Below are 21164 nucleotides of genomic sequence, written 5' to 3' on the forward strand. Positions count from 1 at the left end.
CCCGTCCCGCCGCCCGTCGCCCGCCCTGCCTCCCGCCTTCCGCCCTCTGGCCCTCGCCCCTCAGGCGGCCTCGCGGAACTCGCGCGCCAGCGCCATGTAGGCTTCCGAGCCCGGGCAGCGGAGGTCGTAGAGAAGGGCCGGGAGGCCGTGGCTGGGCGCTTCCGAGAGCCTGACATTCCGTGGAATCATCGTGCGGAACACGCGCGTCCCAAGCGCCGCTCGCACGTCCTGCGCAACCTGTTCAGAAAGATTGTTGCGCCGGTCGAACATGGTCAGGACCACGCCGGCAAGGTCGAGCCGCGGGTTGGAGCGCGCCTTCACCTGCTCCACCGTCTTCAGGAGCTGCGAGAGGCCCTCGAGGGCATAGAACTCGGCCTGGAGCGGGATCAGCACCCGGTCGGCGGCGACGAGCCCGTTCAGGGTGAGGAGCCCGAGCGAGGGCGGGCAGTCGATGAAGCACCAGTCGAAGCCGGCAAGCGGGCCGAGCGCGGCGCGCAGGCGGCCCGTCGGGTTGTCCTCGCCCACGAGCTCCACTTCCGCGCCGGCCAGCTCCTGGGTGGCCGGGATGACCGAGAGGCCCGGCACCATGGTCGGCCGGGCGGCGGCCGCGGCGCGGCCCGGGTCGGCGAGGAGGTCGTAGGCCGAGGGGTCGCGCTCGGCGCGGCCGAGGCCGAGGCCGGTCGAGGCGTTGCCCTGCGGGTCGAAGTCGACGAGGAGCACGCTGGCGCCGGTGGCGGCGAGCGCGGTGGCGAGGTTGACGGCGGTGGTGGTCTTCCCCACGCCGCCCTTCTGGTTCGCGATCGCGATCGTGCGCATGCGGCCTCGCCTTCAGCCCTTCGCCCGCCGGGGGTCCGAGATGCGGAGGATCCGCGCCTCGGGGTCGGTCCGGCTTTCTGCCACGTCGAGGGCGAAGCGGAAAGCCCGGCGGGCGTCCGCCACCTCCGCGTCCCAGGTCCGGCCCTTGGGGAAGATCCAGGAGGTCCCGGGCGTCCCGTGGCGGAGCGACCAGTCGAGGAGCCGGGCAAGGGGCGCGGCGGCCCGGGCGGTGATGACGTCTGCCCGCTGCGGCGGAAGGTCCTCCACCCGGGCGTTCACGATCTCGACGTTGGCGAGGCCCATGGCCTCCGCGGCAGCGCGGAGGAAGGCGCATTTCTTGCCGATCGACTCGACGAGCCGGAACCGCCCGTGCTCCATCGCGGCAAGCACCAGGCCGGGAAAGCCCGCGCCCGAGCCGATGTCGAGCCAGAGCCGGCCCGGCGGCACGAGGGCAGCGAGCTGGGCCGAATCGAGGAAGTGGCGCTCCCAGACGGCGGAGAGGGTGGAAGGCGCAACGAGATTCATGCGGCCCTGCCAGTCGCGGAGCAGCGCCTCGTAGCGGGCGAGCCGCTCGAATGTTCCACGTGGAACATTCACGCCGGCCGCGGCGAGGGCAGCCGCGAAGGCCTCGGGCGTCACGCGGCGCGCGCGGCCGCCGGCCTCCGCAGCGCGGCAACAAGGGCGGTCAGCGCCGCCGGCGTGATCCCCCGCACCCGGCTCGCCTGCCCCAGCGTCTCGGGCGCAGCGGCGGCCAGCCGCTCGGCCATCTCGGCCGAAAGCCCGGGCACGCCGGCGAAGGCAAAGCCGGGCGGGATGGGGACGGCCTCGTCGGCCCGCAGCGCCGCAAGCTCGGCCTCGGCCCGCTCGAGGTAGACGGCGTAGCGGGCATCGGTTGCGACCGTCTCGCGGACCGCCGGCGGCGCCTCGGCGATCTCGGGCGCGAGCCGGGCGAGATGGTCGAGGGTGACGCCGGGGAAGCGCAGCCAGTCGCGGAGCGGCAGGCGCTGGCCCTGGTCGGAAACCTCGGCGCCGGCGGCCTGCAGCTCCCGGGTGGTGGCAGGCCGGGCGAGCATCGCCTCGAGCCGGGCGACCGCCGCGGCGCGGGCGCGCTGGTGGGCCGCACGGGGCGCCCGGATGCAGCCGAGCGCTTGCCCAAGCGGAGTGAGCCGGTCGCCGGCGTTGTCGGCCCGAAGCCGCAGCCGGAACTCGGCGCGGCTCGTGAACATGCGGTAGGGCTCGGTCACCCCGTGGGTCACGAGGTCGTCGATCATGACGCCGATGTAGGAGGAGGCGCGGTCGAACACGACCGGCCGGTCGAGGGTGGCGTTGAGCCCGGCGACGAGGCCCTGGGCGGCAGCCTCCTCGTAGCCGGTGGTGCCGTTGATCTGGCCGGCGAGGAAGAGGCCGGGGAGGGCGCGGAGCTCGAGGCTGCGGGCAAGGGCCCGCGGGTCGACATGGTCGTATTCCACGGCGTAGCCCGGCCGGACGATCCGCGCCCGCTCGAGGCCCGGGATGGAGCGCACGAGCGCCTCCTGGACGTCTGCGGGCAGGCTGGTCGAGATTCCGTTGGGGTAGACGAGCGGGTCGTCGAGCCCCTCGGGCTCGAGGAAGACCTGGTGGCCCTCGCGGTCGCCGAACCGGACGACCTTGTCCTCGATCGAGGGGCAGTAGCGCGGGCCCACCCCTTCGATCCGCCCGGTGTAGAGGGGGGAGCGGTCGAGGCTCTGGCGGATGAGGGCGTGGGTGGCTGCCGTGGTGCGGGTGAGGAAGCAGTCCACCTGCGGGGCGGGCGGCGGGCCGGCCGAGAGCGCCGAGAACAGGACGGGCTCCGGGTCTCCGGGCTGGATGTCGAGCCCGGCCCAGTCGATGGTGCGGCCGTCGAGCCGCGGCGGCGTGCCGGTCTTGAGCCGGGCGACGGGCAGGCCGAGCGCCCGCAGGCGGGCGGCAAGGCGGGTGGCTGCCGCCTCGCCAGTGCGGCCGCCGGGAATGCTGCGCTCGCCGACGTGCATGACCCCGCCGAGGAAGGTGCCGGTGGTGAGCACCACGGCCTTCGCCCGGATCGGCCCGCGGCTGGTCTCGACGCCCGCGCAGCGGCCGGCCTCGACGAGGAGGTCGGTGACCTCGGCTTCGACGAGAGTGACGAGCGGCTCCCCGGCGAGGAGTGCGCGGATGGCGGCGGCGTAGCGGCGGCGGTCGGCCTGGGCGCGCGGGCCCTGAACGGCGGGCCCCCGGCTGCGGTTGAGCAGCCGGAACTGGATCCCGGCGGCGTCGGCCGCGCGGCCCATGAGCCCGTCGAGCGCGTCGATCTCGCGGACGAGGTGCCCCTTGCCGAGCCCGCCGATGGCCGGGTTGCAGCTCATCTGGCCAAGGTTGGCCGCCGAGAGGGTGACGAGCGCGACGCGCGCGCCGAGGCGGGCGGCAGCCGCCGCCGCCTCGACGCCGGCATGGCCGCCGCCGACGACGATGACATCGGGACTCGTCATGCGCCGCTCCTAGCCGAATGTTCCACGTGGAACAATGATGGCATGGTGAGTGTCATTTTCTTGGCCTCACTTGCCGATGCAGAAGCGCGCGAAGATCGCCCCCAGAACCTCCTCCGCCCCGATCGCCCCCGTGAGCCGCCCGAGACTCGCCGCCGCCAGCCGCAGCGCCTCCGCCCGCAGCACCGCGTCCGCCTCCGCCGCCGCCGCCTCGAGGAACCCCGCCGCTTCTTCCAGAAGGTGCGCCTGCCGCGCGGTGGTGACGAGCGCAGGCTCGCCCCTCGGCACCCGCCCGCGCGCCCAGGCGACGAGGTGGGCGCGCAGCGCCTCGAGCCCCGCGCCGGTGCGAGCCGAGACATAGGCCACCCCCTCGCGCACCCCCGGCGCCTCGCCCGACAGGTCCACCTTGCTCACGACCCGCAGCACCTCGCCCCCGGCCGGCACCTCCCCTTCCCCCACCGCCAGCACGAGGTCGGCCGCCTCGGCCCGCGCGAGCGCGCGCCTCACCCCCTCCTGCTCGACGACGTCGGCCGTCTCGCGCAGGCCCGCAGTGTCGAGGAGGACCGCCGGCACCCCGCCGAGGTCGAGATGGACCTCGAGCACGTCGCGCGTGGTGCCAGGCACGTCGGTCACGATCGCGACCTCGCGCGCGGCCAGCGCGTTGACGAGGCTCGACTTGCCGGCGTTGGGCGGGCCCACGACCGCGACCACGAGCCCGTGGCGGACGCGCTCGGCCACCGGTGCGGACGCCAGCGCCTCGCGGATGGCCGACGCCAGCCGCCGGATGGGCCCCGCGGTCAGGGCCGGCGCGACGTCGGCCTCGTCGGCGAAGTCGAGGTCCGCCTCGGTCTCGGCACGCAGCGCCAGGATGGCCTCGCGCCAGGCTTCCGCCTGCCGCCGCAGCCGGCCCCCGGCGTTCGCCAGCGCCTGCTCGCGCTGCGCCTCGGTCTCGGCCGCAAGGAGGTCGGAGAGCGCTTCGGCCTGGGTGAGGTCGAGCCGGCCGTTCTCGAACGCCCGGCGCGTGAACTCGCCCGGCTCGGCCGGCCGGAGCCCGAGCGCGAGGCACTCCTGCTGCACTGCAGCAACGACCGCGGGCGAGCCGTGGAGGTGGAGCTCGACCATGTCTTCCCCGGTGAAGCTGGCGGGCCCGGGGAAGACGAGGACGAGGCCCCGGTCGAGAAGCCGGCCGTCGGCGACGCGGCGGATGCTGCGCAGCATGGCGGTGCGCGGCGGCGGCAGGGCCTGCCCGCCGAGGAGCTGCGCGGCAGCCCGGATGACGCCGGCGCCCGACAGCCGGAGGACCGCGACGCCCGAGGGCGGCAGGCCGGAGGAGAGGGCGAAGATCATCGGGTGGCCGGTTGCGCGCGCGGCGCCGGGGTTGCAAGGGCCGTGCCGTTGCGCGCGGCCCACGGGCTCCTATCTTGCCGCGCGGCACGCGGCAGCCGCGGGCGCCGCCCGGGGGTTCCGCGGGCCGGGCGGGAGCCGGGCGGGGCCGGGCGGGCCGCGCGGGCGCGGGCGCCGGACGAGTGGGCGGAGGAGGCGGGCAGGCGGCATGACGGCGCGGGGGGAGCATCGCTGGACCTGCCGGAGGTTTGGCGGAGGAGGCGGGAAGGCGGCATGACGGCACGGAGGGCGGAAGACGCGGCGACCGGGCCCGCCCGGGGCGGGCGTGCCCCGCGCGAGCGGCGCGCCGGGCTGCGGGCGGGGAGGGGCTGACATGTCGCTCGGCTCGGACTGGCGCGAATTCCGCGCGCGGCTTGCCGTGATGTCGGCCTACCAGCGCTTCGAGCAGCTCGTCACCTTCACCCTCTCGATCCTCCTCGTCGTCATCATCCTGGCGGCGATGTGGAACCTCTTCCTGCGCGTGCTCCTCGGCCTCGTGGTCAAGGGCTCGCTCGACCCGACCGACCACGCCGTGTTCCAGTCGGTGTTCGGGGCCATCTTCACCGTTATGATCGCGCTCGAGTTCAAGCGCTCGATCGTGGTCTCGGTCGAGAACCGCGACACGGTGTTCCACGTGCGCACCGTGATCCTCGTCGCTCTGCTGGCGCTCTTGAGGAAGTTCATCATCCTCGACCTCGAGAAGACCGACGCCGCGACCATCGCCGCGCTCGGGTTCGTGACGGTGAGCCTGGGGCTCATCTACTGGCTGATCCGCGCCCAGGAGATGGGGCGCGGCTGAGGCGCCGCGGTCAGGCGGAGGCCGGCGCCGCGGGCTCCGGGCAAGCCGGGGAGGCCGGGGAGGCCGGAGCGGGGTCGGATGGCGCGGCGAGCCGGGCCTCGGCGAAGCGGGCGAAGGCCTCGACCGCGGCCGTCGGCCGGGCCGTCGCAAGCAGGCAGATGGCGGACTCCGGGAGCGGCGGCCAGCCGGGCCCGAGCACCGCAAGACCGGCCGGGACACGGCGGCGGGGGAGCACCGTGGCCCCGAGGCCGGCGCGGACGGCGGCGACCTGCCCCGCCTCGCTCGGCGAGGCGTAGACGACGTCGGGCGCAAGACCCGCGGCGGCCGCGGCCGCGATGGCCCGCGCGCGGTAGACGCAAGGGGCGGGCGCGAGGACCAGCGGCAGCCGCGCGCCCGGGAGGGGGGCGGGAAGGGCACGGGCGGCGACCCAGGCGAGCGGCTCGTGGCGGAGCAGGCGCGCGCCCGGGAGCACGGCCTGCGGATCCTGCTTGATGACGACGAGGTCGAAGGCGCCGGCCTCGAACCGCTCGACCAGGTGGAGCGTGAGGTCGCAGCCGACGTGGAGCCGGACCCGGGGGTGGGCGCGGGCGAACTCCGCGAGGATGGCGGGGAGGTCGGTGCCGGCGACGTCCTCGGGGCAGCCGAGGCGGACGTCGCCTACGACCTCGCCGTCGCGGAAGGCGGCGACGAGGGCGCCCGCCGCCTCGACGACCGCGCGGGCGTGGGGGAGCAGGCGCTCGCCGGCCGGGGTGAGGAGGACGCGGCGGGTGGTGCGGGCGAAGAGGGGCGCGCCGAGCAGCGCCTCGAGGCGGCGGATCTGGGCCGAGACGGCCGACTGGGTGCGCAGCACGCGCGCGGCCGTGCGGGTGAAGCTGCCGGTCTCGGCAAGCGCGAGGAAGGTGCGCAGGCGGGCGAGGTCGGCCCCGGTCAGGGGACCGCGGATAGAGCTGGGGGGCATGGCGCACGCCCGGTCGGCAACCCGAGCGATGCGTTCGACAGGAATTCTTCGGTCTTGGGAGCGGAGGGGGGCGTCCAGCAGCGGTGCCGTGCCCAAGGGGCGCCGGGTACCGACGACGCGGCTGATCGGGACCCTGGTCTCGCCCATCACCATCGCCTTCCTCATGGGGGGGTGGCGCAGCGCGCGCGCTCGGACCTCGGGAGCCCCGAGCCCGTCATCCGGATCCCCCCGATCTCCCTTGCGGTTCGCGATCGAAATCCGGGGCCGGCACGAGCGGGCCGACGTGCGCCCCGCCGAGATTGCCGCCGGGCTTGCGGCGGGAACAGCGCTCGTGCTGCTCCTGCCGGCGGGCGCCTTCCTGGTGGCGCGGCGGGTGCTGGAGCTTTCGGTGCCCGATGCGACGGGCGTGGCCGCGCTCGACGGCTCGGTCCCGTCGGTGACCTTCCTCGTGGGGCGGACCTATGCCGACACCATGGGGACGCCGATGGACGGCTACGTCATCGGGCTCGTTGCGCTCCTCGAGCGTGCCATTCTGGTGGCGCTCTTTCTCGACCGCTTCGCGAGCGCGCGGGCCGAGGCGCCGGGCGCGCCGCTCCCGGGCCTGTTCCTCGAGACGCTGCGGGGCCGGGGGCTGCTGCTCGGCGGCGGGCTCCTCATGGGCGCGGCGATCGGCGAGACCCCTGAGAGCGGATCGAGCCCTTCTTCGTGGACCTGTTCCGGGGCGTGCTGGTGCTCTTCATCCTGGAGATGGGGATGGCAGCGGCGCGGCAGCTGCGGCGCTTCGGCAGGGTGGCGGGGCGGATGCTGGCCGGCGTGCCGCTCGTGCACATGTTCGCCCGGACGTGGGCCGGGCTGTGACCTTCTCGACCGTGACGGAAAGGAGACGCGAGATGCCGACGAGGATGCTTGCCCTTTCGATGCTGGCGGCGGCGGCAGCCGGGCCGGCCGCCGCGCGCACCGAGACGTGCGACGCGATCAGCGAGGCCGAGGTGGCCCGGCTCTTCGACCGGTGGAACGCGAGCCTTGCGACCCTCGACCCGGCGCGGGTGGCGGCGAACTATGCCAGGGCTGCGGTGCTGCTGCCCACCGTCTCGAACCTGCCGCGGACGACGCCGGCGCTCATCACCGACTATTTCGTGACCTTCCTGAAGCAGAAGCCGCAAGGGAAGATCGACGAGCGGCACGTGACCATCGGCTGCGACGTGGCGACCGACGTCGGGGTCTACACCTTCACGCTCCAGGGGCCGGACGGGGCGCCGCGGCAGGTGAGGGCGCGCTACAGCTTCGTCTACGTGCCCGAGGGCGGGACGTGGAAGATCCTCCACCACCACTCGAGCGCAATGCCGGAGCCGGCGCCCTGAGGCCCCCGGGCGAGGGGCCGCGCCCGGGCTAGCGCCGGGTGAAGCGGAGCATGTGGTTCTCCCGGAGGGTGGGGAGGGGGACGTCCTCGGCGAGGCGGAAGCCGTGGGCCTCGACGAGGCGGACGAGGCTCGCCTTGTCGAGGGCGTCCATCCCCGCCCCCTGCCCCGCCCTGCGGCGGGCGGGGTCGAAATCCACCACGACGAGCTGGCCGCCGGGCTTCAGCGCCCGGCGGAGGTGGCCGAGCATGGCCTCGGGTGCCTCGAAGTGGTGGAAGGTGTTGACGGTGAGGACGGCGTCGAGCGCGGCGGGCGGGAGCGTCGGGTCATCGGCGCGGCCGAGGATGACGGTCACGTTGGCGAGGCCCTCGCGCGCAGCCCGCTCGGCCATGAAGGCGGCAAAGCCGGGCGAGATGTCGACCGCGTAGACGCGGCCCTCGGGGCCGACCGCGCGGGCGAGCGCGCCGAGGAAGGCCCCGGTGCCGGCGCCGACGTCGGCGACCGCCTGGCCGGGGCGAAGGCCGAGCGCCGTGACGATCGCCTCGCGGTTGGCGATGACGTCGCGGCCCGGGTCCTCGAAGCGGCGGGCCCAGGCGGCGGCGTCGAGGTCGGGGGCGAGCCAGCGCTGGTTCATCTCCTCTGCGTGGGAGGCGGGGGCGTGGGAGGCGCCGGGGGCGTGGCCCGCGTGCTGCGCGACGGCCGGGGCGGCGGAGGCGAGGGCAAGCGCGGCAAGGGCGGAGGCGGCGGGGGAGCGGGGGCGGGGCATGGGAACTCCTTTCATGGGCAGGGTCAGAAGCGGAGCGATGCGCCGCCGTAGACGGCGCGGGGGTCGCCGGGGAAGACGAGGGCGGACGACGGCGTCGCGCGGTTGACGAGATTGACCGCCGAGACGTGGGTGCGATTGCCAAGGTTGCGGCCGTCGACCCAGAGGACGACGCGGCCGCGCTGGAGCCGGGCCGACGCGCCGAGGAGGACGAAGCCATCCGCCGCGGCGCCGGGGGTGTTGAAGAGGTCGGTCTCGGTGCGGGAGCGGAGCGTGACGTTCGGCCGGAGCTCGAGCCCTTCCGCCGGGCGGACGGCAAGCTCGACATAGGCGGCGTGCTCGGGAAGGCCGGCCACGCGGTTGCGGCGGTAGACCGGGTCGTCGACGAAGCGGGCGGAGAGCCAGTCCCACTTGGCGGCAAGGTCGAGCGTGGCCGGCGGGAGGCCGAGGAGGGCGGCAAGGTCGGCGGTCGCGGCCGCCTCGAGGCCGTGGCGGCGGGTGACGCCGGCGTTCACGATGGGCGGGTTCAGGGCCCCGGCGGCATCGAGGCGGAGGAGCTCGCCCTCGATCCGGCTGCGGTAGAGGGTGACGTCCCAGCCGAAGGCGCCGGCCCGGCCGCGGCTGCCGATCTCGAAGGTGCCGGCGCGCTGGGCCTCGAGGCGGGGAATGCGGTCGGGCTGGAGGGGGATGTTGCCGCCGAGGTCGAAGAAGGCGGGAGCCTCGAAGCTCCGCGCCCAGCCGGCAAAGAGCGTGACGCCGGCGGCCGGGCGCCAGAGGAGGCCCGCGCCGGGCAGGAAGGCCGAGAAGCGCTGGTCGTAGGCCGGGCCGCCGGTGGGCGGATCCCCGGGGCCGGGTTCGTCGCGCCGGCTGGTGCGGACGGCCGCGAAGCTCGCGGTGGCGACAAGGCCGGGCGCGAACGCCCACTCCGCCCGGCCGAAGGCCTCGAGGTTGCGGGCCAGCCGGTCGCGGCTGGACGAGAGCGCGCCCTTCACCGCCGACAGCGGGCTCATGAGGCCGCCAGCGTAGGCGAAGGTCCGCGCCTCCTGCTCGGTTGCGGCAAAGCGGAGGCCAAGATTGGCCGCGAAGGGCTCGGGGCCGGAGTCCGCGCCGAGCGCCCAGCCGAGGCTCGCGCTGGTGGTGCGGTTGGTCTCCTCGAGGATGCCCTGGGGCGTGGCGTGGTCCTTGAAGCGGTCGTCATGAGCCAGCGCGAAGGTGACCCGGTGGTCGCCCGGCGCCCACACCGTGCGGCTGGCGACGTGGGACTGGCGGATGTCGTTGTCCTGGTCGCGGCGGCGGGCAACCAGCGAGGCCTGGCGCGGGTTGGCCTCGTATTCGGCGAAGGTGAGGACGCCCGGCCACTTGCTGCGGAAATCCACGTGGCCGGCGAAGACCCGGGTCTCGAGCGCGGGCGCAAGGCGGACGCCAAGGTTGCCGGAGACGCGGGTGGCGCTGGTGGCCGACTGCTCGCGCCAGCCGTCGGTCGCCGAGCTGGAGAAGGCGAAGAAGCCGTCGAGGTTGCGGCCTGCCGCGCCGGCGAAGGCCCCGCCCCGCCAGCTGCCGAAGCTGCCGCCCTCGCCGTCGGTGCCGCCGCCAGGGTCGAGGCGGCCGGTGCGCGACTCGAGGAGGATGGCGCCGCCGAGCGTGGTGGCCCCGACCCCGAGCGCGGCCGGGCCGCGCAGGATGGTGAGGAAGGCGCCGCTCGCGAGATCGAGGGTCGGCGGGTCGAAGTTGCCGTCGGCCGCGTTCACCGGCACGCCATCGCGCAGAAGCAGGAGGCCCTTGGCGTGGCCGGTGCGGACGAGGCCCGAGCCGCGGACGGAGAGGCGGAGATCCTCCGGGCCGAAGCGGGGGGCGGCGAAGACGCCGGGAGCGAGGCGGAGCGCGTCTGCGAGGGTCGCGCGGCGGCGACCCTCGGCATCGTCGAGCGCGACGACCGAGGCGCCGCCGGGAAGCCGGTCGACCGCGCGGGCGGCATCTTCGGACGAGTCGACCGTGAGCGAGGGGGAGAGCCGCCCGGTGACGACGATGACCGGGCGCTCGCCGGCGGCATCTTCCGCGCCCGCCCGCGCGGGCGCGGGGACGAGAGCGGGGGCGAACGGGACGAGCAGCAGGGCGAGACGGCAGGCGGGCGCGCGGCGCCCGCAGGAGACGGCAGCGAACATGGAACCTCCGCGATGCGTGGAAGGGCCGGGCAGGCGCCCGGGACGGGACGCTCAGGCGGAGGCAGGCGGGGCGTGGGGCGGCGGCAGGCGGACCGGCGGCGTGACCGCCGGGAGGGCGGCCGGAGCGGGGAGGGGCGCGGGCGGGGGGCGGAGCGCGGACGGGGCCGCGACGGCCGGGGCCAGCGGCGGCGCCGGGGCCTTGGCCAGTGCGGCCGGGCAGGAGGCGGCGGGGCCGGCCTTGCCGGGCGCGCCGGCGCCCGGGTCATCGGCGCCCGGTTCATTGGCGCCCGGGTCGAGCGTGGCGGCGACCGGGCCGGCGGCGGTGCAGATGACGAGCTCGAGGCCGGCCGCGCCGGCGCGCGGCATCCACCCCGGCGGCAGCAGGCCGGCGAGCGCCAGGAGGAGGGCGGCAAGGCCGAGCACGCGGGGGCGCGCGCACGCGGGAGCGCGGTGACGGCGCGGTGCTTGACCCCAGGACATGGCGGGGCCAGAAGCATGAGACAGTGTTACATGCAAGGGCTGTCGGACGGCGGCATGGCTGGAGTGGGGGACGGGGTGGCGGCGGGCGACCCGTGGGCGGCGATCCTCGCGCCGGAGATCTCCGTGGTGGTGGACCCGGTGCCGGTGGCGGGGCCTGGCGCCCGCTGGGTGCGGGCGCTCGCCGCCGAGGCGCCGTTCGCCGAGCGGGTCTCGGGCGCGCCCGGGGAGGTGGCGGCGCTGCTTCCGGGCGTGCCGGCGGCGCTGCGCCGGCTCGCGGACCGGCTGGCGCGGCGGTTCGCGGCGGTCACGGGCGCCGGGGCGCTCGAGCTGCGGGTGGAAGGCGTGGCCGACGACGCCTGCCGGAAGCTGCATGCCGACTGGACCGACGTGCGGCTGCTGCTTACCCTCGCCGGGCTGGGGACGGAGCACGCCGGCGGCGACGACCCTGGTGCGCCGCTCCGGCGGGTGCCGACCGGCCACGTCGCCCTCCTCAAGGGGCGGCTGTTCCCGGGCGCCGGACCGGGGCGGCACCCGCCCTGCCTGCACCGCTCCCCGCCGCTTGCCGGGACGGGGGCAAGGCGGCTGCTCCTGGTGATGAACCGGGCGGAGGCGGCCTGGTGATGAACCGGGCGGAGGCGGATGGCGTTGGCCGGGACGGGCCGGCCTGCTAGGTGGGGCAGAGGCGCAGTCGGGAGGAGGCGAGGATGGGCGGGGACGGGACGGACGGAGGCGCGAGGCGGGGAGGCCGGGGGCGCGGCCACCGCTTGCGGGTGGCGCTGGCAGCGGCGCTGGCGGTGGCGGCAGCGCCGGCGGCAGGACCGGCTGCGGCCTGCACCCGGGCGGTGTGGCAGGGAAGCTCGGGGCAGGTGATCACGGCGCGCTCGATGGACTTTGCCGTCGACATTCCGACGGAGCTCTGGATTTTGCCGCGCGGCATCGCCCGGACCGGGGAGACGGGCGCGAACACGCTGACGTGGACTGCGAAGCACGGCAGCGTGGTGGCCTCGGGCTTCGGGGTGGCGACGACCGACGGGGTGAACGAGGCGGGGCTTGCCGCGAACCTGCTGTGGCTGACGCCCTCGCGCTACGCGCCGTTCGGGCCGGGGGCGAAGCCGGGGCTTGCGATCTCGCTCTGGGCGCAGTGGGTGCTCGACAACTTCGCGACCGTGGCCGAGGCGGTGGAGGCGATGCGGGCCGAGCCGTTCACGCTGGTGACCGACGATCTCCCCGGCCAGCCGGGGCGGCTGACGACGGTGCACCTGTCGATCTCGGACGCGAGCGGCGATTCGGCGGTGATCGAGTATGTCGATGGCAAGCAGGTGATCCACCACGGCCGCGCCTACCGGGTGATGACCAACGAGCCCTTCTACGATGCCCAGCTGGCGCTTGACGCCTACTGGAAGGCGGTGGGGGGGACGGCGATGCTGCCCGGCTCGTCGCGGGCGGCGGACCGGTTCGTGCGCGCGAGCTTCTATGTGGACGCGCTGCCGAAGGACCTTTCGCCCGACGTGGCGCTGGCCTCGATGATGGGGGTGATCCGCAATGTCTCGACGCCCTTCGGGTTCGTGACGCCGCAGTCGCCGAACAATTCCTCGACGCTTTGGCGGACGCTCTTCGACCACCAGCGGAAGCTCTACCTCTTTGACTCGACCTTCGCGCCGAGCGCGATCTGGGTGGATCTGCGGAAGGTCGACTTCCGGCCGGGGGCGGGCGTGCGGAAGCTGGCGCTTGGCGAGCGGCAGGCCCACGGGCTTTCGGGCGATGTCACGGCGCGGTTCGTGCGGGCGGAGCCCTTCCGCTTCCAGGGGATCGCGCCAGAGGCGGGCGGCAGCCGCTAGCGGCACGGGCGGCTGGGCGGAAGACCCGGCGCGCGCGCGGGCGCGCGCGGGGAGACTGGGGCCGGTTGATCGAAGGAGTCGATGACGGCGAGCGAAAGGCTTCGCTGGCGCGCGGAGGTTCATGAGGCTATGAGGATAGCCTCAAGAGCAAGGCAAGGCACAGGAGACCGAGCATGACCGAGAGCGCTTCGACCGAGCCGCGCCGGGGCCTTCCCCGGATCAACGAGCCAGCCCCCGACTTCGCGGCGAAGACGACCCATGGGCCCCGCAGGCTTGCCGACTACCGGGGCAGATGGCTCATCCTCTTCTCCCACCCGGCGGACTTCACGCCGGTGTGCACGACCGAGTTCATCGCCTTTGCGCGCAACGCCGAGCGGTTCCGGGCGCTGGGTGCCGAGCTTCTCGGGCTCTCGATCGATTCGAACTACGCCCACATCGCCTGGGTCCGGAACATCCGCGAGAAGTTCGGCGTGGAGATCCCCTTCCCGATCATCGAGGACATCTCGATGGAGGTCGCCTCGGCCTACGGGATGATCCACCCCGGCGCCTCCGACACCCAGGCGGTGCGCGCGACCTTCTTCATCGACCCCGAGGGCGTGCTGCGGGCGATGGTCTACTACCCCATGTCGAACGGGCGCTCGATCGAGGAGTTCCTGCGGCTGCTCGAGGCGCTGCAGACCGCCGACCGCGAGAAGGTGGCAACGCCGGAGGGCTGGCGGCCGGGCGACCCGGTGATCGTGCCGCCGCCGCAGACGGTGGCGGATGCCGACGCCCGCATGGGCCAGGGCTTCGACACGGTGGACTGGTACTTCAGCCGCAGGACGCTTGGCTGACGGGCCGGGGCCGGCGGCTCAGCGCCGCCGGCCCGCCGCAGCGCCGGGAGCGGGCGCGGGCGCCGGAGCGGCGAGGCGGGCGGCCGCGAGAAGGCCGTAGCCAAGCGCGAGCAGGAGGAGGTTGAGGACGGCGGGCAGGTGATCGGCGAGCCGCCCGCCCATCTGGTTGAGGCCGACCATGAGCTCGAGCCCCGAGGTGGTGGGGAAGAGCCGGGCGAAGGCCTGGAGGGGAAGGGGCGTGGCCTCGGCCGGCCAGCTGATGCCGGCGAGGAAGAAGAGGGGGAGCGAGAGGGCAAGCCCGAGCTGGAGCGGCTGCTCGCGGGCCGTGACGAGGCTCGCGGCGGCGAGTGCGGCGGCAACGGTGGCGGCGACGAACAGGGCAGCGCCCGCAAGGACCTCGGCCAGAGGCGCAGCGGCGCGCGGATAGTCGTGAAGCCAGAAGACGAAGCCGACGAACCAGACGGTCTGCACCATGCCGAGGACGAGGCCGCCGAGCGCGAGCCCGGCGAGCTGGCGGAGCGGCAGCCGGAGCGGGCGGCCGAGCCGCTCGCGCGCGGTGCCGGCAACGAGCGCAAGGCCGAGGAGCAGCGTCTGGTGGACGATGACGAAGGCGACGCCGGGGAAGACGGCGGCGCCATAGCCCTCGCGGACGTTGAAGAGCGGGCGGGTGACGAGCGCGAGCGCCGGCGGCGCGGGCGGGCCGGCGGCGCGGGCCTGGGCAAGCGCGGCCTCGCGCCCGGTCTCGGCAAGTGCGGCGCCAGCGCCGGCGAGCGCGGCGGAACCCTGAAGCAGGTGGGCGCCGTGGCCGACGAGGGCGACGGTCCCCGTCTCCCCCCGGGCGATGCGCCGCGAGAAGTCGGCGGGCACGAGCACGGCGGCGACGGCGCGGTCTTCGGCGAGCCAGAGCTGGGCCTCGGCCGGGCTGGCAAGCGACGCGACCAGATGGACGCGGGGCTCGGCGGCAAGCGCGGCGACGAGGCGGCGGCTGATCGCGCTGCCGTCTTCGTCGACGACGACGACCGGGGCCTTTCGCACCACCTCGCCGGAGTAGGCGCTGGGGTAGAAGAGGGCGTAGAGGAGCGGCGCGCCGACGAGGAGGAGCGCGGCGGCGCGGTCGGCAAGGACCGCCGCGAGGAAGGCGCGCAGCGCGGAGAGCATCAGCGCCGGCCCCAGGCCGAAGGCGCGCGCGCGGCGCGGAGGTAGAGGAGGGCGCCGGGGATGCCGGCGGCAAGCGCGATCGCGAGCATCGGCAGGAGGGGCTGGGCGGCAAGGGCGAGCGGCGCATCGGCCACCCAGGTGCGGGCCACCAGGCGGGCGAAGTGGGTGAAGGGCAGGAGGTCGCTCCAGACCCGGCCGAAGGCGTTGGCCTGCTGCTGGGGGAAGATGGCACCCGCAAAGGCGAAGGAGGCCCCGGCGTAGAGGCCGGTGAGCGAGAGCGACTGCGAGAGCGTGCGGGTGGCGCCCACGAGGAGAAGGGCGACTCCGGCATAGGCGAGATACATGGCAAGGCTGCCGAGGAGGAGGAGGGGAAGCGAGCCCTCGACCCGCCAGCCGCGCACGCCGGCAAGCCAGAGGATGGCAAGCGCGCTCCAGCCGAGGAAGACGAGGAGGTGCGGGAGGAGCTTGCCGGCAAGCGCCGCCGGGCCCGCGGGCGCCCAGCTGCGGGCCGTGCCGTCGCGAAGCTCGCGGCCGAGCGCGGACACGGCCGCGAGCATGAAGAGGAGGTGGAGGATGGCGGGGTGGAGGAGGCTCAGGAGCTGGAACTCCTGGCTTGCCGGCGCGTTCCACGCGAACGTGGCGAGGGCCGCGACCGGCGGCGGCCGGACCGCGCCGGGCGGCGCGACGGCGGCGAGGCGCTCGCGGGCGAGGACGGCGTTGGCGTGGGCGACGATGGCGGCCATCTCCCGCTCGGCCGTCGCCGCCGCAGCCGGCACGCTCGCGTTGACGAGGAGGAGGACGGGGGCGGCGCCCGCGTGGATCCGCGCCGGCGCGTCGGCCGGGACGAGCACGGCGGCGCGGACGGCGCCGGCACGGAGCAGGCGCTCGGCCTCGGCCATGTCGGCAGGCTTGGCGGCGAGCCGCAGGCCCGGCGCGGCCTCGATCGCGGCCATGAGGCCGCGGCCGATGGCGCTGCCGTCGGCTGCGACCACGGCAACCGGAAGGCCGCGCACCACGCCGCCGGCGAGCTGCCAGGAGAGGAGCGCGCACAGCAGGAGGGGCAGGACGGCGAGGAGGGCGAGGTCCACCGGGCTTCGGCCCAGGAACGCGATCTCGCGGCGCAGGCTCGCCCGGAAGCCGGCGCGCGCCCCAGCCGCGGCCGCGGGGAACGGGGCGGCCGGGCGGGGCGCAGCGGGGACGGCGCCGCTCACTGCGGCCAGGCGAAGAGGACCGACATGCCGGGCCGGAGGCCCTCGACCGGCTCGGCAGGCCGGAGCCTCACCTCGAAGCCGCGCACGTCGAAACCGCTCGACTGGCGGGTGGCGCGCCAGGTGGCATAGTCCCCTGCAGGGGCGATCATCTCGACGGTGAAGCGGACGCGGCGGTCGCCGAGCGCGGGGACGGTGCCGACCAGCGCGCTGCCGGGGCGGACGCCGGGCATCTGGTCCTCGCGGAGCGTGACGGTGACCCAGGGGGCGGCCGTTTCGGTCAGCAGCATCACCGGGTAGCCGGCGCCGACGATCTCGCCCGGCTCTGCGAGGCGGCGGCCGACCTCGCCGGCGGCAGGCGCGACGATGCGGGTCTCGGCGCGGGCCGCCTCGACCTCGGCGCGGGCAGCGGCGGCCTGGGCGGCCTGCGCCTTCGCCGCCCGCCGGTCCTCGACCCGGGCGCCCTCGACCGCGGTCTCATACTGGGCGCGGGCGGCGCGCGCGGCTTCTTCGGCTGCGACCATGTTGGTGCGGGCCTCGTCGCGCTTCTGGCCTGGCACCACCCCTTCGCGGGCGAGGCGGTCGATGCGGGCGAAGGTGACCCGGGCCAGCTCGGCCGCCGCCTCCGCCCGGCGCCACTGCGCCTCGGCCGCGGCAATCTCGGTGGGCCGCGCGCCGGCCTCGGCTTTCGCGGCCATGGCCTCGGCCGCCTCGACCGCGGCGGCCGCCTGCCGCTCCTTCGCCGCCACCTCGGGGCTGTCGAGGGTGGCGAGGAGCTGGCCGGATTCGACCCGCTCGCCCTCGCGGACGTGGATGGCGGCGAGCCGGCCGGTGACCTTGCTGGCGACGCGCAGCTCGCGGGCATCGACCAGGCCCTGGAGCTGGCCGGGAGCGGGGCGGAAGCCGAGCCAGAGCCCGACCGCGAGCAGGAGCGCGACCGCGGCGCCGGCGAGGGCGAGCGCGGCGCCGCGGACGGGCCCGCCATCGGGCGCGGCCCCGGCGGCGGGAGGGTCGGCGGCGGGAGGGTCGGCGGCGGGAGGGTCGGCGGCGGTCACGGCGCGGCTCCGGCGGCGAGGAAGCGGGGCAGCTCGGCGAGCTGGCCGCTGGCCGCGAGCAGGTCGACGAGGGCCTCGACATAGTCGTAGGCGGCGCGGGCCTGCTCGACCCGGACCCGGCCGGCCTGGAGCTCGGAGTCGGTCACGTCGCGGCTGGTGCCCTGGAGCTCGCGGAAGGAGAGGCGGGCGACGCGAAGCGCCTCGTCGGCGGCGGCGATGGTGCGGGCGTAGAGCGCGTGGCGGCGGCGGGCGGCCTCGGCGCGGGCGTGGGCGACGCGCACGCCCGTCTCGAGCTGGGCGCGGGCCTCGCGCGCGCTCGCCTCGGCCTGCGCGACCGTCTCGCGCGCGGCGGCGACCTCGCGGCGGCGGTTCGCGCCGGAGACGAGCTGGTACTTCAGCCCCACGCCGAGGATGTAGTCAGGGTCGACGAGGAGGGAATTGCGGGTGTCGAGGTTGGCCTGGGCGACCGCGTAGACGGTGGGGCGGAGCTTCGCCTGCTCGGCCGCGACTCCGGCCTCCGCGAGCCGGGTGCCTGCCTCGAGCCGGCGAAGCGCCGGGTGGCGGGCCTCGGCGGCGGCGAGGAATTCCGCCAGCGGGGGGAGCGGCGCGGGCGGGACGGCAAGGGGCGTGGAGAGGCGGACGGGGCCGTCGAGCCGGAGCAGCCCCTCGAGCGCCGCCGTGGCCGCGGCGAGGTCCGCGGCGGCGCGCTCGGCCTCGCGCTCGGCCTCCTCGAGAGCGGCCTCGGCCTGGAGGCGCTGGGCGGGCGCGATCTGCTGCTCGCGCTCGAGCGCCCGGGCGGCAGCGACGTGCGCGGCGACGCCTGCGACGACGGCGCGGCGGATGGCGTGCGCCTCGGCAGCGAGCTGCGCGCCGAAGTAGGCGCGCGCGAGCCGGGCGAGCGCCTCTTCGGCCGCCGCGTCGCGGCCTGCCTCCTCGATGCCGACGCGGGCCCCGGCGGCGGCCTTCGCGGCCCCGATCTGGCCGCCGGCGTAGAGCGGCCAGGTGGCGGTGACGAGCGGGCGGCGGACCGGCCGCTCGAGGCGGAAGCGGAGCGGATCGGGAAGGCCGAAGGCTTCGGCGACCGGCGCGAGCGGCCCGAGCGGAAGGAAGAGCGTCTTGCGGAAGTCGAGCACCTGCGCCTCGACCTCGACCTCGGGCCGGCGGCCGAGGGTTTCGACGGCTTCGGCGCGGGCTTCGGCAGCGCGCAGGCCGGCAGCGGCAGCGGCGAGCGCGTCCGACTGGGCGAGAAGGCGCTCCTGCGCGGCGGCGTAGGCGAGGGCGGGCTGGGCGAGGGCGGGCTGGGCGAGGGCGGGCGCGGACGCCAGGGCGCAGGCGCGGACGGCGGCACGCGCGAGGGCGCGCGACCCCCACGCCCGTTGCCGCGCCGCCTGCCTGCCCCTGCCCACGGACATGGCTTGGCACGGGGCGGACGAAGGCTCAAGCCCGGCGCCGCGGGCCCGCGCCGGGGGCCTCAGGCGGCCGCGAGCGCTGCCTTCTGCTGCGCTTCCATCTCCTCGAAGAGGCGCGCCGTCGGGCTCTCGAAGGGGCGGACGCCGAGCTGCGTGCGGAGCGCGGGGATCTCCTCGTCGAGGAGCGCGTGCCAGGGAAGGGCGAGAAGCGCAGGCGTCTCGCGGCCGTGGCGCCAGCCCTCGAGCATGATGCGCAGCATCGGCTCGGCGACGGGGGGTGCGTGGAAGGCGAGAAGCGTGGCGACGGTGGCGAGGAAGCGGGTGGAGTAGTTCTGGCCGAACTGGGCCAGCTGGAAGCCGGAGATGGCGACCTCGCCGGCGCCGGTGAAGCCGTAGCCGGCGACAAGGTGCCAGATGTCGTGGAGCTGGAGGATGCGGCGGTTGGTGCGGTTCTGGGCCGGGTAGGGGCCGGGGAGGACCACGGTGTCGGCGTCGATCACCTCGAGGTCATAGCCCTGGGCCTCGAGCATGGCGAGGAGCCGGCTGCCGAGGCTTTCGGGCGGGCGGCCGGCGAGGTCGGCCGTCTTCATGCGCACTTCAGGCGCCGCGAGCAGCTCCGGGACGCAGGGCCAGTCGAGGAGGGCGGCCTCGGTGCGGGCGAGCATGTCGGCATCATAATGGGTGCCGAGGGCGACGACCGACGCGGTGAAGGCGAGCGGATCGACCGGGCCGGCCGGCATGGCCCCCGCGATGGCCCAGAAGGCCTCCCAGAGGGCCCGCGGGAGCGGGCGGGCGGCCGGCGAGCCTTCGGCGAGGAAGGGGAGGCCGGAGGCGAGGACCTCGGCCCGGGCGGCGGGCGGCGAATCGAGGATGGCGCGGGCGAGCGTGTCGAACACGGCCGGGACGGCGCGCGGGTCGACGAAGGCGGCGTGGGCCATGAGGGCGGCCGCGCACCAGGGCTCGGCGCCGGGGGCGATGCGGCCGGTCTCGACCGCCTCCTCGAACGCGCTTCGCTCTGCTGCCGTGGCCATGGCGCTTCCTCCCGCCCGCGATGCCGGGAAGAATGGGCGGGGCGGGGCGGGAGCGCAAGGGGCGGGACGCGATGCCGCCGCGGGAGGCTGGCCCGGTGGGCGATGGCGCGCCCGGAACGATTCGAACGTCCGACCTACAGATTCGTAGTCTGTTGCTCTATCCAGCTGAGCTACGGGCGCGTCGCCGCCCGCCGCATAGCCGATGGACCGCGGATTGCAAGCGCGGCTGCGGGCGGGCAGGGGCACCCCATGCGCGCGCTGCGTCTGCCCGTCTCTCTTGCGCTCCTCTGGGCCGGGCTGCTGGGGGGCTGCGCGGCCGGCGGCGGTTTCCCCGACCTGCTGCCGCGCCCGCACGAGCGCCCGCGCGAGGTGGTGGAGGTGCCGGTCTCCCCGCCCGGCCTTGCCGCTGCCGAGCGGGAGGCGCTGGTGGCGGGGCTCGTCGAGGCGGAGGCGCGGGCGGCAGCGGCAGCACGCGAGGCGGAGGCCGCGCTCCGGGCGCTGGAGCCGGCGCTCGCGCGGGCGCGCGGGGCCGCGCCCGGGAGCAATGCCTGGGCCGATGCGCAGCTGCTCCTCTCCCGCCTCGACCAGGCGCTGGCCGGCTATGGCGAGGTGGAGGCGATGCTGGCGCCGCTTCAGCGGCTGGCTGACCCGGCGCCCGCCGACGACCCGGACCGCCAGAGGCTCGAGGCGCTTGCGGCGCGGGTGGCGCGCGAGGCGGACGCCCTCGCCGACCGGCAGCGGCAGGCGGCGGCGCGGCTCGGCTGAGGCCGGGCGCGGCGGCCGGGCGGGCGGAGCGGCGGGGGCGGGCGGGTCAGGTCAGGCGGTCGAGCGCGGCGGCATCGAGCCCGCCGGGGACGAGGATGACGAGACATGGCAGCGTGCCGGCGCGCTCGCCGGCGAAGTGCTCGACGAGCGGGCCCGGGCGGCCGCGGGCGGCGGTGGCAAGCACGAGGGAGCGGATCTCGGGATGGTCGCGCAGGTGGGCGGTGACGGCGTCGGCCGGCTTGCCGTGGAGGAGGACGGTGGCGACGGGACGGCCGAGGAGCGCCTCGGCCTCGCGGGCGGCCAAGGCGAGCGTGGCGGCGGCGGCCTCCTCGGCCTCGGCGGCGATCATGTCCTGCACGCGGCCCCACTGGACGAACTGGGGCGGGCGGATGACGTGGGCGATGGCGAGATCCTCGCCGGTGCGGCGGGCACGCCGGGCGGCGAAGCGGAGCGCGAGCTCGCACTCGGGCGTTTCGTCGACGATGACGAGGTAGGTGCCGGCCGGCGTCGGCGCCTGCGCCTCGGCCAGCCGCGCGGCGGCCTCGCCCTCCTCCCCTTGCATGGGGCGGAGCCTAGCGGCGGGCCGGGGCGGGCGCAATCGCGGGGTCTCCGAGCCCTCCGGCCCCCCACCGCCCCCCAAGCCGCCTCCCGTGCGGCCCTCCCGTGCG

General features: G+C 76.0%; 21 protein-coding genes, 1 tRNA gene and 1 pseudogene. 8 read left to right on the forward strand and 15 right to left on the reverse strand.

Going from position 1 to position 21164, the window contains the following annotated elements; genetic code table 11:
• Window positions 1-60 precede the first annotated feature (60 nt).
• From H3H34_RS08350 to mnmE, 4 genes are all read right to left on the reverse strand, one after another.
• On the reverse strand, window positions 61-816 hold the full coding sequence (locus tag H3H34_RS08350; RefSeq protein ID WP_194744787.1) for a ParA family protein: 756 nt from the start codon (window positions 814-816) through the stop codon (window positions 61-63).
• Window positions 817-828: 12 nt separating this feature from the next.
• Complete coding sequence (gene rsmG, locus H3H34_RS08355) at window positions 829-1455, reverse strand: 16S rRNA (guanine(527)-N(7))-methyltransferase RsmG (RefSeq protein ID WP_194744788.1); 627 nt, start codon at window positions 1453-1455, stop codon at window positions 829-831.
• Window positions 1452-3299, reverse strand: coding sequence for a tRNA uridine-5-carboxymethylaminomethyl(34) synthesis enzyme MnmG (gene mnmG, locus H3H34_RS08360; protein WP_194744789.1), 1848 nt, complete (start codon window positions 3297-3299; stop codon window positions 1452-1454). Before mnmG ends, rsmG begins: the two co-directional genes overlap by 4 nt.
• A gap of 66 nt (window positions 3300-3365) precedes the next feature.
• Complete coding sequence (mnmE, locus tag H3H34_RS08365; protein ID WP_194744790.1) at window positions 3366-4643, reverse strand: tRNA uridine-5-carboxymethylaminomethyl(34) synthesis GTPase MnmE; 1278 nt, start codon at window positions 4641-4643, stop codon at window positions 3366-3368.
• Window positions 4644-5013: 370 nt separating this feature from the next.
• Here mnmE and H3H34_RS08370 point away from each other — a divergent pair, with 370 nt between their 5' ends.
• Entirely contained in the window at window positions 5014-5478 is a 465-nt protein-coding gene (locus H3H34_RS08370) for a phosphate-starvation-inducible PsiE family protein (RefSeq protein WP_194744791.1), read from the forward strand.
• Between the two features lie 10 nt (window positions 5479-5488).
• On the opposite strand, the gene H3H34_RS08375 is transcribed toward H3H34_RS08370, so the two are convergent.
• Window positions 5489-6436: a LysR family transcriptional regulator gene (locus tag H3H34_RS08375; protein ID WP_207790821.1), complete on the reverse strand. Its 948-nt coding sequence runs from the start codon at window positions 6434-6436 to the stop codon at window positions 5489-5491.
• Between the two features lie 163 nt (window positions 6437-6599).
• On the opposite strand from H3H34_RS08375, the pseudogene H3H34_RS14135 reads away from it, so the two are divergent.
• From H3H34_RS14135 to H3H34_RS08390, 3 genes and pseudogenes are all read left to right on the forward strand, one after another.
• Window positions 6600-7103: pseudogene (locus H3H34_RS14135) on the forward strand (sodium-dependent bicarbonate transport family permease); the annotation flags it as partial.
• A 23-nt stretch (window positions 7104-7126) separates the two neighbouring features.
• Window positions 7127-7294, forward strand: coding sequence for a sodium-dependent bicarbonate transport family permease (locus tag H3H34_RS13870; protein ID WP_328831671.1), 168 nt, complete (start codon window positions 7127-7129; stop codon window positions 7292-7294).
• 32 nt (window positions 7295-7326) lie between these two features.
• On the forward strand, window positions 7327-7797 hold the full coding sequence (locus H3H34_RS08390) for an SgcJ/EcaC family oxidoreductase (RefSeq protein ID WP_194744793.1): 471 nt from the start codon (window positions 7327-7329) through the stop codon (window positions 7795-7797).
• A gap of 28 nt (window positions 7798-7825) precedes the next feature.
• Here the strand turns inward: H3H34_RS08390 and H3H34_RS08395 are convergent, their stop codons facing one another.
• The 3 genes from H3H34_RS08395 to H3H34_RS08405 are packed head-to-tail and all read right to left on the reverse strand — an operon-like array spanning window position 7826 to window position 11142.
• A complete protein-coding gene (locus H3H34_RS08395; protein WP_194744794.1) occupies window positions 7826-8560 on the reverse strand; it encodes a class I SAM-dependent methyltransferase in 735 nt (244 codons plus the stop codon).
• Between the two features lie 23 nt (window positions 8561-8583).
• Complete coding sequence (locus H3H34_RS08400; RefSeq protein WP_194744795.1) at window positions 8584-10719, reverse strand: TonB-dependent receptor family protein; 2136 nt, start codon at window positions 10717-10719, stop codon at window positions 8584-8586.
• A gap of 51 nt (window positions 10720-10770) precedes the next feature.
• Window positions 10771-11142: a hypothetical protein gene (locus tag H3H34_RS08405; RefSeq protein ID WP_194744796.1), complete on the reverse strand. Its 372-nt coding sequence runs from the start codon at window positions 11140-11142 to the stop codon at window positions 10771-10773.
• A 111-nt stretch (window positions 11143-11253) separates the two neighbouring features.
• Here H3H34_RS08405 and H3H34_RS08410 point away from each other — a divergent pair, with 111 nt between their 5' ends.
• From H3H34_RS08410 to H3H34_RS08420, 3 genes are all read left to right on the forward strand, one after another.
• Entirely contained in the window at window positions 11254-11820 is a 567-nt protein-coding gene (locus tag H3H34_RS08410) for a DUF1826 domain-containing protein (RefSeq protein WP_194744797.1), read from the forward strand.
• A gap of 149 nt (window positions 11821-11969) precedes the next feature.
• Window positions 11970-13037 carry a linear amide C-N hydrolase gene (locus H3H34_RS08415; protein ID WP_328831626.1) on the forward strand — a complete coding sequence of 356 codons (1068 nt, stop codon included), beginning with the start codon at window positions 11970-11972 and terminating at the stop codon, window positions 13035-13037.
• A 173-nt stretch (window positions 13038-13210) separates the two neighbouring features.
• Window positions 13211-13870, forward strand: a complete 660-nt coding sequence (locus H3H34_RS08420) for a peroxiredoxin (RefSeq protein WP_194744799.1) — start codon at window positions 13211-13213, stop codon at window positions 13868-13870.
• Window positions 13871-13888: 18 nt separating this feature from the next.
• Here H3H34_RS08420 and H3H34_RS08425 read toward each other — a convergent pair whose 3' ends face one another.
• The 6 genes from H3H34_RS08425 to H3H34_RS08450 form a co-directional block, all read right to left on the reverse strand.
• A complete protein-coding gene (locus tag H3H34_RS08425) occupies window positions 13889-15028 on the reverse strand; it encodes an ABC transporter permease (RefSeq protein WP_194744800.1) in 1140 nt (379 codons plus the stop codon).
• Entirely contained in the window at window positions 15028-16239 is a 1212-nt protein-coding gene (locus H3H34_RS08430; RefSeq protein ID WP_328831628.1) for an ABC transporter permease, read from the reverse strand. Before H3H34_RS08430 ends, H3H34_RS08425 begins: the two co-directional genes overlap by 1 nt.
• Window positions 16236-17291, reverse strand: a complete 1056-nt coding sequence (locus H3H34_RS08435) for an HlyD family secretion protein (protein WP_194744801.1) — start codon at window positions 17289-17291, stop codon at window positions 16236-16238. The genes H3H34_RS08430 and H3H34_RS08435 overlap by 4 nt, the downstream gene beginning before the upstream one ends.
• The gene (locus H3H34_RS08440; protein WP_194744802.1) at window positions 17288-18703 is read right to left on the reverse strand and encodes a TolC family protein; all 1416 of its coding nucleotides are present in this window, start codon (window positions 18701-18703) and stop codon (window positions 17288-17290) included. Before H3H34_RS08440 ends, H3H34_RS08435 begins: the two co-directional genes overlap by 4 nt.
• 59 nt (window positions 18704-18762) lie before the next feature.
• A complete protein-coding gene (locus H3H34_RS08445; RefSeq protein WP_194744803.1) occupies window positions 18763-19731 on the reverse strand; it encodes a Coq4 family protein in 969 nt (322 codons plus the stop codon).
• A 103-nt stretch (window positions 19732-19834) separates the two neighbouring features.
• A tRNA-Arg gene (locus H3H34_RS08450) sits at window positions 19835-19911 on the reverse strand.
• A 69-nt stretch (window positions 19912-19980) separates the two neighbouring features.
• Between H3H34_RS08450 and H3H34_RS08455 the strand changes: the two genes are divergently transcribed.
• Entirely contained in the window at window positions 19981-20496 is a 516-nt protein-coding gene (locus H3H34_RS08455; RefSeq protein WP_194744804.1) for a hypothetical protein, read from the forward strand.
• Window positions 20497-20542: 46 nt separating this feature from the next.
• Here H3H34_RS08455 and H3H34_RS08460 read toward each other — a convergent pair whose 3' ends face one another.
• On the reverse strand, window positions 20543-21058 hold the full coding sequence (locus H3H34_RS08460) for a universal stress protein (RefSeq protein ID WP_194744805.1): 516 nt from the start codon (window positions 21056-21058) through the stop codon (window positions 20543-20545).
• Window positions 21059-21164 lie beyond the last annotated feature (106 nt).

The sequence above is a fragment of the Thermaurantiacus tibetensis genome (assembly GCF_015354055.1).
Classification (GTDB): domain Bacteria; phylum Pseudomonadota; class Alphaproteobacteria; order Sphingomonadales; family Sphingomonadaceae; genus Thermaurantiacus; species Thermaurantiacus tibetensis.

Excerpts from the sequence above, each read along its gene's own strand:
- H3H34_RS08400 (WP_194744795.1), bottom strand. The coding sequence starts at position 10,719 with ATGTTCGCTGCCGTCTCCTGCGGGCGCCGCGCGCCCGCCTGCCGTCTC.
- H3H34_RS08370 (WP_194744791.1), top strand. The coding sequence starts at position 5,014 with ATGTCGCTCGGCTCGGACTGGCGCGAATTCCGCGCGCGGCTTGCCGTG.
- mnmG (WP_194744789.1), bottom strand. The coding sequence starts at position 3,299 with ATGACGAGTCCCGATGTCATCGTCGTCGGCGGCGGCCATGCCGGCGTC.
- H3H34_RS08440 (WP_194744802.1), bottom strand. The coding sequence starts at position 18,703 with ATGTCCGTGGGCAGGGGCAGGCAGGCGGCGCGGCAACGGGCGTGGGGG.
- H3H34_RS08410 (WP_194744797.1), top strand. The coding sequence starts at position 11,254 with ATGGCTGGAGTGGGGGACGGGGTGGCGGCGGGCGACCCGTGGGCGGCG.
- H3H34_RS08420 (WP_194744799.1), top strand. The coding sequence starts at position 13,211 with ATGACCGAGAGCGCTTCGACCGAGCCGCGCCGGGGCCTTCCCCGGATC.
- H3H34_RS08455 (WP_194744804.1), top strand. The coding sequence starts at position 19,981 with ATGCGCGCGCTGCGTCTGCCCGTCTCTCTTGCGCTCCTCTGGGCCGGG.
- H3H34_RS08390 (WP_194744793.1), top strand. The coding sequence starts at position 7,327 with ATGCCGACGAGGATGCTTGCCCTTTCGATGCTGGCGGCGGCGGCAGCC.
- H3H34_RS08395 (WP_194744794.1), bottom strand. The coding sequence starts at position 8,560 with ATGCCCCGCCCCCGCTCCCCCGCCGCCTCCGCCCTTGCCGCGCTTGCC.
- H3H34_RS08460 (WP_194744805.1), bottom strand. The coding sequence starts at position 21,058 with ATGCAAGGGGAGGAGGGCGAGGCCGCCGCGCGGCTGGCCGAGGCGCAG.
- mnmE (WP_194744790.1), bottom strand. The coding sequence starts at position 4,643 with ATGATCTTCGCCCTCTCCTCCGGCCTGCCGCCCTCGGGCGTCGCGGTC.
- H3H34_RS08375 (WP_207790821.1), bottom strand. The coding sequence starts at position 6,436 with ATGCCCCCCAGCTCTATCCGCGGTCCCCTGACCGGGGCCGACCTCGCC.
- H3H34_RS08425 (WP_194744800.1), bottom strand. The coding sequence starts at position 15,028 with ATGCTCTCCGCGCTGCGCGCCTTCCTCGCGGCGGTCCTTGCCGACCGC.
- H3H34_RS08445 (WP_194744803.1), bottom strand. The coding sequence starts at position 19,731 with ATGGCCACGGCAGCAGAGCGAAGCGCGTTCGAGGAGGCGGTCGAGACC.
- H3H34_RS08350 (WP_194744787.1), bottom strand. The coding sequence starts at position 816 with ATGCGCACGATCGCGATCGCGAACCAGAAGGGCGGCGTGGGGAAGACC.